Source organism: Sphingomonas bacterium, from assembly GCF_903644135.1.
Lineage (GTDB): Bacteria > Pseudomonadota > Alphaproteobacteria > Sphingomonadales > Sphingomonadaceae > Sphingomonas.
This window is the reverse complement of sequence record NZ_CAHJXA010000128.1, coordinates 1-7,430: the sequence shown is the minus strand read 5'-3', so window position 1 is coordinate 7,430 and position 7,430 is coordinate 1. Positions and strand designations below refer to the sequence as shown.

The 7,430-nt window shown below is 69.5% G+C and carries 9 protein-coding genes; 6 read left to right on the top strand and 3 right to left on the bottom strand.

The genetic code is table 11. From position 1 onward, the window contains the following. From HUU96_RS08335 to ribA, 4 genes are all read left to right on the top strand, one after another. Nucleotides 1-1,586 (top strand): DNA translocase FtsK (locus tag HUU96_RS08335; RefSeq protein WP_174292367.1); only part of this gene is annotated, 1,586 nt, incomplete at its 5' end. A gap of 97 nt (nucleotides 1,587-1,683) precedes the next feature. Further along, nucleotides 1,684-2,292, top strand: a complete 609-nt coding sequence (locus tag HUU96_RS08330) for a LolA family protein (protein ID WP_254605131.1) — start codon at nucleotides 1,684-1,686, stop codon at nucleotides 2,290-2,292. A 303-nt stretch (nucleotides 2,293-2,595) separates the two neighbouring features. Continuing rightward, nucleotides 2,596-3,378 carry an exodeoxyribonuclease III gene (locus HUU96_RS08325; RefSeq protein WP_174292365.1) on the top strand — a complete coding sequence of 261 codons (783 nt, stop codon included), beginning with the start codon at nucleotides 2,596-2,598 and terminating at the stop codon, nucleotides 3,376-3,378. Further along, nucleotides 3,375-4,433: a GTP cyclohydrolase II gene (gene ribA / locus HUU96_RS08320; RefSeq protein ID WP_254605130.1), complete on the top strand. Its 1,059-nt coding sequence runs from the start codon at nucleotides 3,375-3,377 to the stop codon at nucleotides 4,431-4,433. The genes HUU96_RS08325 and ribA overlap by 4 nt, the downstream gene beginning before the upstream one ends. Here ribA and HUU96_RS08315 read toward each other — a convergent pair. Continuing rightward, a complete protein-coding gene (locus HUU96_RS08315; RefSeq protein WP_174292363.1) occupies nucleotides 4,430-5,092 on the bottom strand; it encodes an HAD family hydrolase in 663 nt (220 codons plus the stop codon). The genes ribA and HUU96_RS08315 overlap by 4 nt on opposite strands. Further along, nucleotides 5,089-5,760 carry a YggS family pyridoxal phosphate-dependent enzyme gene (locus HUU96_RS08310; RefSeq protein WP_174292362.1) on the bottom strand — a complete coding sequence of 224 codons (672 nt, stop codon included), beginning with the start codon at nucleotides 5,758-5,760 and terminating at the stop codon, nucleotides 5,089-5,091. The genes HUU96_RS08315 and HUU96_RS08310 overlap by 4 nt, the downstream gene beginning before the upstream one ends. Nucleotides 5,761-5,783: 23 nt before the next feature. Here HUU96_RS08310 and HUU96_RS08305 point away from each other — a divergent pair, with 23 nt between their 5' ends. Then, nucleotides 5,784-6,299 (top strand): thiamine phosphate synthase, encoded by a 516-nt coding sequence (locus HUU96_RS08305; protein WP_254605129.1) that lies wholly within the window; start codon nucleotides 5,784-5,786, stop codon nucleotides 6,297-6,299. A gap of 9 nt (nucleotides 6,300-6,308) precedes the next feature. Here HUU96_RS08305 and HUU96_RS08300 read toward each other — a convergent pair whose 3' ends face one another. Beyond that, on the bottom strand, nucleotides 6,309-7,016 hold the full coding sequence (locus tag HUU96_RS08300) for a hypothetical protein (protein ID WP_254605132.1): 708 nt from the start codon (nucleotides 7,014-7,016) through the stop codon (nucleotides 6,309-6,311). Nucleotides 7,017-7,237: 221 nt separating this feature from the next. Here HUU96_RS08300 and HUU96_RS08295 point away from each other — a divergent pair. Continuing rightward, nucleotides 7,238-7,430: DUF3576 domain-containing protein (locus HUU96_RS08295; protein ID WP_174292361.1), on the top strand; the 193-nt coding region annotated here is incomplete at its 3' end.

Sequence of the window (7,430 nt, the reverse complement as noted above, 5' to 3'; positions counted from 1 at the left end):
CGGTGATCGCCGACCGCCAGCTGCCCCCCTCGACCGCGCGCGCGACGCCCAAGCAGGCGCAGCTCGACCTCGGCCACAGCTACACGCTGCCGTCGCTCGACCTGCTCGCCGCGCCGCCGCCGGTTCCCAAGGGCGTGGTCGACAAGGCCGCGCTGGAGCGCAACGCGCGGCTGCTCGAGAATGTGCTCGACGACTTCAAGGTGCACGGCGCGATTACCGAGGTCCGGCCCGGCCCGGTCGTCACCATGTACGAGCTGGAACCCGCGCCCGGCATCAAGGCGAGCCGGGTGATCGCGCTGGCCGACGATATCGCCCGCAACATGAGCGCGATCTCCGCCCGCGTTGCTGTCATCCCCGGCCGCAACGTCATCGGCATCGAATTGCCCAATGCCAAGCGCGAGGGCGTGGTACTGCACGAGCTGGTCGCCAGCCAATCTTTCGAGGACCAGGCCGCCAGCCTGCCGATCATCCTGGGCAAGAACATCGCCGGCGATCCGGTCATCACCGACCTTGCGCCGATGCCGCACCTGCTGGTCGCGGGCACCACCGGCTCGGGCAAGTCGGTCGGGCTCAACTGCATGATCCTGTCGCTGCTCTACCGGCTGACGCCCGAGCAGTGCCGGATGATCATGATCGATCCCAAGATGCTCGAACTGAGCATGTACGACGACATCCCGCATCTGCTGTCGCCCGTCGTCACCGACCCTGCCAAGGCGGTGCGCGCGCTGAAATGGGCGGTCGAGCAGATGGAGGACCGCTACCGCCAGATGTCGTCGATGGGGGTGCGCAGCCTCGCCAGCTTCAACGACAAGGTGCGGGCGGCGAAGGCCAAGGGCACGCCGCTCGGCCGCCGTGTCCAGACCGGCTACCACCCCGAGACCGGCCAGCCGGTCTATGAGGAGGAGCAGCTCGACTATCGCGTGCTGCCGCAGATCGTCGTGATCGTCGACGAGCTCGCGGATTTGATGATGACCGCCGGCAAGGAGGTCGAGTTCCTAATCCAGCGTCTCGCCCAGAAGGCGCGCGCGGCCGGCATCCACCTCATCATGGCCACCCAGCGCCCGTCGGTCGACGTCATCACCGGCGTCATCAAGGCCAACCTGCCGACGCGGATCAGCTTCCATGTCACCAGCAAGATCGACTCGCGCACCATCTTGGGCGAACAGGGTGCCGAGCAGCTGCTGGGGCGTGGCGACATGCTCTACATGCCCGGCGGCAAGGGCATCGTGCGCGTCCACGGCCCGTTCGTCAGCGACGACGAGGTTCGCGCAGTCGCCGACCATTGGCGGGGCCAGGGCAAGCCCGACTATATCAGCTCGGTCACCGAGGAGCCGGAGGACGGCTTTGCGCTGGAAGGTGCGCCGACCGGCGAGGATAGTCCCGAGGACCAGCAATATCGCGCCGCGATCCAGCTGGTGTGCGAGTCGGGCAAGGCGTCGACCAGCTGGCTGCAACGCCAGCTGCGGATCGGCTACAACTCGGCGGCGCGGCTGATCGAGCGGATGGAGAAGGACGGCGTCGTCGGGCGGCCCGACCATGTCGGCCGCCGCGAGGTGCTGCGCGACGCCGAGGGGCACGCGATCTGAGCCACCGCCGCCGGCGAGTTCACCGCCGGTTCAAGCCCCCTGCGCCACCCCGCCGGACGAGGAGTCTTCGCGCATGTCGTTTCGCTTTGCTGCCCTGATGCCGGCCGCCCTGATCCCAGCGCTGGTCGCGCTCGCCCCGGCCGTCGCCCAGAGCAACGACCTCGCCGCCGTGCAGCAGCACCTGCAGTCGCTCGGCACCATGACCGCCAACTTCACCCAGACCGATCGCGACGGCAAGGTGCTGACCGGTACGCTGACCATCAAGCAGCCGGGTCGGCTGCGCTTCCAGTACCAGAAGGGTGTGCCGATCCTGATCGTGGCCGAGGGCGGCGCGCTGACCTTTATCGACTATTCGGTCCGGCAGGTGCAGCGCTGGCCGATCAAGAACTCGCCTCTGGGCGTACTGCTCGATCCTGGCCGCGACCTGTCGCGCTTCGCCAAGGTGATCCCCGGCAGCGACCCGCGCGTGCTGTCGGTCGAGGCGAACGACCCCAAGCATCCCGAATATGGCCGCATCGACCTAGTGCTCGCGCACGACGCCGCCGGGCCGGCCGGGCTGGTGCTGCAGGGCTGGGTGGCGCTCGACAGCCAGAACAATCGCACGACGATTCGCCTGACGAATCAACAATATGGCGTCACCGTCAGCGATTCGGCGTTCGCCTGGAACGATCCACGCCGCAATGCGGCGAATGGAGGCCATCGCTGACCAACCATTCATCCGCTGGACAGGTTGGCGGGCCTAGGCGGGTCCGCGGACGCGAAGCCGGCTCGGGATTTTCCCCCTGTTGCCTGGGCTGGTTTTCAAATCCCCCTGCGTGACGAACGTCAGGTTGGCCCTCGCTCCATGCCCCCGGAGCGGGGGCCTTTCGCTTTTTGCGGCCCTCGGCGTGCCGCCGTGGGACTCGCACAAAAGCGCGGCCAGCGTTGCGAAGCAACGACTGACGACGCGGCTTCGCCGCGGCGCAGCCTCGGGGGTGACGATCCCCTCTCAACCTCCTAGATCGCCCGCGTGAAGATCGTCTCCTGGAACATCAACTCGGTGCGGTTTCGCCTCGCGATCGTCGAGCGTTTCCTGCGCGAGGTGCAGCCGGACATCCTGTGTCTGCAGGAGACCAAGGTGATCGACGGCGACTTCCCCGCTGACGCTTTTCGCGCGGCCGGCTATCGCCACATCGTCCTCCACGGGCAGCGGATGCACCACGGCGTCGCGATCGTCAGCCGGGTGGCGGTGACGGAGGACGACCGGCTCGACTGGCAGGCGAACCGCGAAGCGCGGCACGTCGGCATCCGGCTGGCGAACGGCGTGCGGCTGGAGAATGTCTACGTGCCCGCCGGCGGCGACGTCCCCGACCGCGAGGTGAACCCGAAATTCGGTCAGAAGCTGGATTTCGTCGAGCGGATGACGGCGTGGTCGCAGGACCTCGCCTGCCCGACGGTGCTGGTCGGCGACTTCAACATCGCGCCGCTGCCCGAGGATGTGTGGAGCCACAAGCAACTGCTCGACGTGGTCAGCCATACGCCTATCGAGGTGGCGGCGCTCGGCCGGTTGCAGGCGGCGGGCCACTGGGTCGATCTCGGCCGCCACTTCCATCCTGCGCCGGCGCGGCTGCATACCTGGTGGAGCTACCGTGCCAAGGACTGGGCGGCATCGGATCGCGGCCGGCGGCTCGATCACATGTGGGCGACGCCCGACGCCGCGGCGCAGGCGGTGCGGCACCACGTGTTCGAGGAATGCCGCAGCTGGCTGAAGCCCTCCGATCATGTGCCAATCATGACCGAGTTCGCCTGGTGAGCGATGCGCTCGCCGATGCGCGCCGGGCGACGCAGGCGATCGACGCGCTGCGCCATGGCTGGCCGATCGGGATCGACGGGCTGGCGCTGCTCGCGGTAGAGACCGCAGATGCCGAGCGGCTCGCCGCCTTCGATCCCGCCGGCCGCGCCGACCTGCTGATCTCCGCCGGCCGCGCGGCGACGCTGAAGCTTGCCAACCAGATCGAGGCGGCCGCCCCCGATGCCCCGGTGCTGGTCGAGCGGACGCCGTGGCTCGATCTGGCGACCGCCATGGCACTCGCCGACCCGCAGCTCGATCTCGCCACGCCGATGAAGGGGCCGTTTCGCGCGCGGCCGCTGACCGACGCGGCGGTCGCGCGCGCGGCGTTGCGGCTGGCACGGATCGCCGGGCTGCTCCCCGCCTTCTTCGTCGGCGGTGCCGGGGCAGCGGTGGAGCTGTCCGTCACCGCGGTCGAGGCCCATGAGGAACCGCGCTCGCTACGCCTCGCCGCACGAGCGCGGTTGCCGGTTTCGGCGGCGGAGGATACCGAGATCGTCGCCTTCCGCGCGCCCGGCAGCGCCGACGAGCATGTCGCGCTGGTCATCGGCCAGCCGACCGGCGCACCGCCGCTGGTCCGGCTGCACAGCGAATGCCTGACCGGAGACGTGCTCGGCAGTCTGAAATGCGATTGCGGGCCGCAGCTTGATGCCGCCATCGGCGCGATGCAGGCGGCGGGCTGGGGCATCCTGCTGTACCTGCGGCAGGAGGGGCGCGGCATCGGCCTGGTGAACAAGATGCGCGCCTATCAGTTGCAGGATCAGGGTTTCGACACCGTCGATGCCAATACCCGGCTGGGCTTCGCGATCGACGCGCGCGATTTCGGCGTCGCCGCGCGGATGCTGGAGTTGCTCGGCCAGCGCTCGGTGCGGCTCTTGACCAACAACCCGGCCAAGGTCGCAGGGTTGGAGGCGGCAGGGATCGCGGTGGTCGAGCGCGTGGCGCATGCGCTGCCCGCCAACCCCCACAATGAGCGCTACCTTGCCACCAAGCGCGACCGCACCGGCCATCAGTTTTAGCCGAGGAGGCGCGTCACCTTGCCGAAGTCCGCCGCCACCGCCTCGGCCCCCAGCGCGCGCAGCCGCTCGCCATGGCCCGCGCCGCAGTGCGAGCCGGCGACGAGACCGATGACGTACCCGCCCGACGCGACCGCGCCGGCAGTGCCGACCGGCGAGTCCTCGATGATCGCGCAGTCCGCGATCGCTACACCCAGCCGGTCGGCGGCGAAGAGGTAGAGGTCGGGTGCCGGCTTGCCGCGCACGACATGCTCGCGGCCGGAATAGACATGCTCGCCGAACGCGCCGGCCAGCCCAATATGGTCGAGGTGACGCTCGATCCAGCGCACCCGGCTGGACGACACCACCGCCTTGGGCAGGTCGGCGGGGAGCGAGCGCACGAACGCCACCGCGCCGGCGACCGCGTCGATGCCCGCCGCCATGGCGCGCTGGTCCTCGGCGGCGCGGGCGACGTGGAAGGATTCAGGCAGTGGGCCGCCGATATGATCCTCCAGCGCGGCGTGGAAGTCGGGCCCGGCCAGCCCCATGAAGCGCGCCATCGACTCCTCGGCGGTAGTTGGATAGCCGGCAGCGGTAAGCCATTCGGCGATCTGGCGATTGCCGGCATATTCGCTCTCGATCAGCACGCCGTCGAAGTCGAACAGAACTGCGGCGAACCTCATGCGCGAGCCCCGAACAGCGCGCTGCCGACGCGGACATGGGTCGCGCCGCACATCACCGCGGTCTCGACGTCGCCCGACATGCCCATGCTGAGGCCGTTCAGGCCATGATCGCGCGCCAGCTTGGCGAGTAGCGCGAAATACGGGGCTGGCTCGACCTCGGCGGGGGGAACCGCCATCAGCCCGGCGACCGCAAGCCCCGCCTCTGCCGCAGTGGTGAGCAAGGCTGGTAAGTCGGCGACCGCGCAGCCACCTTTCTGTGCTTCGTCGCCGATATTGACCTGCAGGAAACAATCGGGGCTCCGCCCGGTCTTCGCCATCGCCGCCGCCAGCGCAGCCACCAGCGACGGCCGGTCGACCGAGTGGATGGCGTCGAACAAGGCCACCGCCTCTGCCGCCTTGTTCGACTGAAGCTGGCCGACAAGGTGGAGCCGCACATCGGGAAAACGCTCGCGCAACGCCGGCCATTTGCCCTGCGCCTCCTGCACGCGGTTCTCGCCGAACTCGCGCTGGCCGGCGGCGAGCAGCGGTTCGATCGCTTCGACCGGGTGAGTCTTCGATACCGCGATCAGCGTCACCGCCGCCGTGGCCCGACCGGCAAGCGCGGCGGCGCGGGCGATCCGCTCGCGTACTGCAGCCAGAGACACGTCGGGTTTGCTGTCGGCGGTCATTGCTGGGCGCTATAGGCGGGCCGATGGCGCGCCGATACCCCAACTGCTGGCTGATGACCGATGAGCGTATGGCAGCTGGATTGTGGCCGGCGCTAAAGCGGCTGCCGCCAGGTGCGGGGGTGGTGTTCCGCCACCATGCCACGCCGCCGGCGCAGCGACGCGCGCTGCTGCGCCGGGTCGAGCGGATCGCCACCGCTCGCCGGCTGGTGCTGCTGGTCGCCGGCGGCGGCAGCGGCAAGGCGGGAGTACATGGCGTGACGGGCGCACGCCGCGTAAGGAGCGCCGCCGCGCATGACCGGCGCGAAGCGGTTCGCGGCGTGCAGGCCGGCGCGGCGCTGTTGTTCGTCTCACCGGTATTCGCCACCCGCTCGCACCCCGATGCCGCGCCGCTCGGACCGATGCGCGCCGGACGCATCGGCAAGCGATTACACGTTGGCGTCATAGCAATGGGCGGCATGGATGCCCGCCGCTGGCGACGCATTGCTAGGCTGGGGTTCGACGGATGGGCAGCGATCGATGCGTGGCTGCCGTCACGCTGACGGTGAGTCCTAGAAGCGGAACACCGTCCCGACATAGGCCGCCTGGCTGTCGCGGCGATCGTCGTCGAGGTGCGCCAGCCGCTCGCGATCGGAGCGATACCGGAGGCCGGCGGTGACATCCAGCCTGCGGCTCAAGGCATAGGAGCCGCCGAGATCGACCGAATAGCTTTGCGGCAGATCGACCAGCTGCGCAACCTCACCGATCGGGCGGTCGGTCGCTGCCTTGATGCGCCCGGTTAGGCGGCGGCTGGCGCGATAACTGAGCGACAGATCGGCGGCGTCGCGGCTGCCCGGCTGCGGACCCAGATCGACATGGGCGAGGTCGCCTGCCACCGCGAACCGCTTCCAGCCGACCGCGACGCCCAGATTATAGGCGATCGGCGCGATCCCGACATTGGTGGCGACGCTCGCCAGCCGCTGTGGCGCGGCGGCGACGCGGCTGTTGGTCATCCGCACCGCCACCGTCACCGCACGCTGGCCGCGCTGCGTCTCGGCAGGCGTGAAGTGGAAGTCGCCATTGCCGAGCCCGCCGCGTGCGAACACCGCCGCCAGCCGCGGATCGGCCGCCGCCGGGGTGAACGCGCCGATCGGCGTACGCAACGCCGCGGTACGGCTCGGCGATGCAAGATGGACGCGCGGCTTGGCGACGGTGCCCAGAGCGGGCGCGACGATCGTACCGGTGACGCCAAGCGCCCCCGCTACCATCACCGCGATCACCCGCCTCAACACACGACTTCTCCCCCGCCGGCACGCCGCCGCCTGCAATTCGAACCGCCCCTAGCATGGATCGATCCGCGCCAACCATCGCCGGGACAAATAATGCCGGGGTGTTGCCCCGATCGCACAGCGGGCAAGGCCGGCCAACCGGCACGCTGCTTGCCGGGCGCGGCGGGGGCGGGTACAGGCTGGACGTCCCGCTTTCTTCCAGGATGATGCCGATGTTCCGCCAGTTGCGTACCGCCTCCGTGGCCCTGTTCGCGAGCGCGGCGGCGCTGTCGCTGGGCGCGTGCCACCATCGTGCCCATGTCGAGCATGGCCTGCCCGCGACCAAGGTCACCACCATCGGCGTCAATGCCTATCTGTGGCGCGCCAGCCTCGACACGCTGCGCTTCATGTCGCTGCTCCAGACCG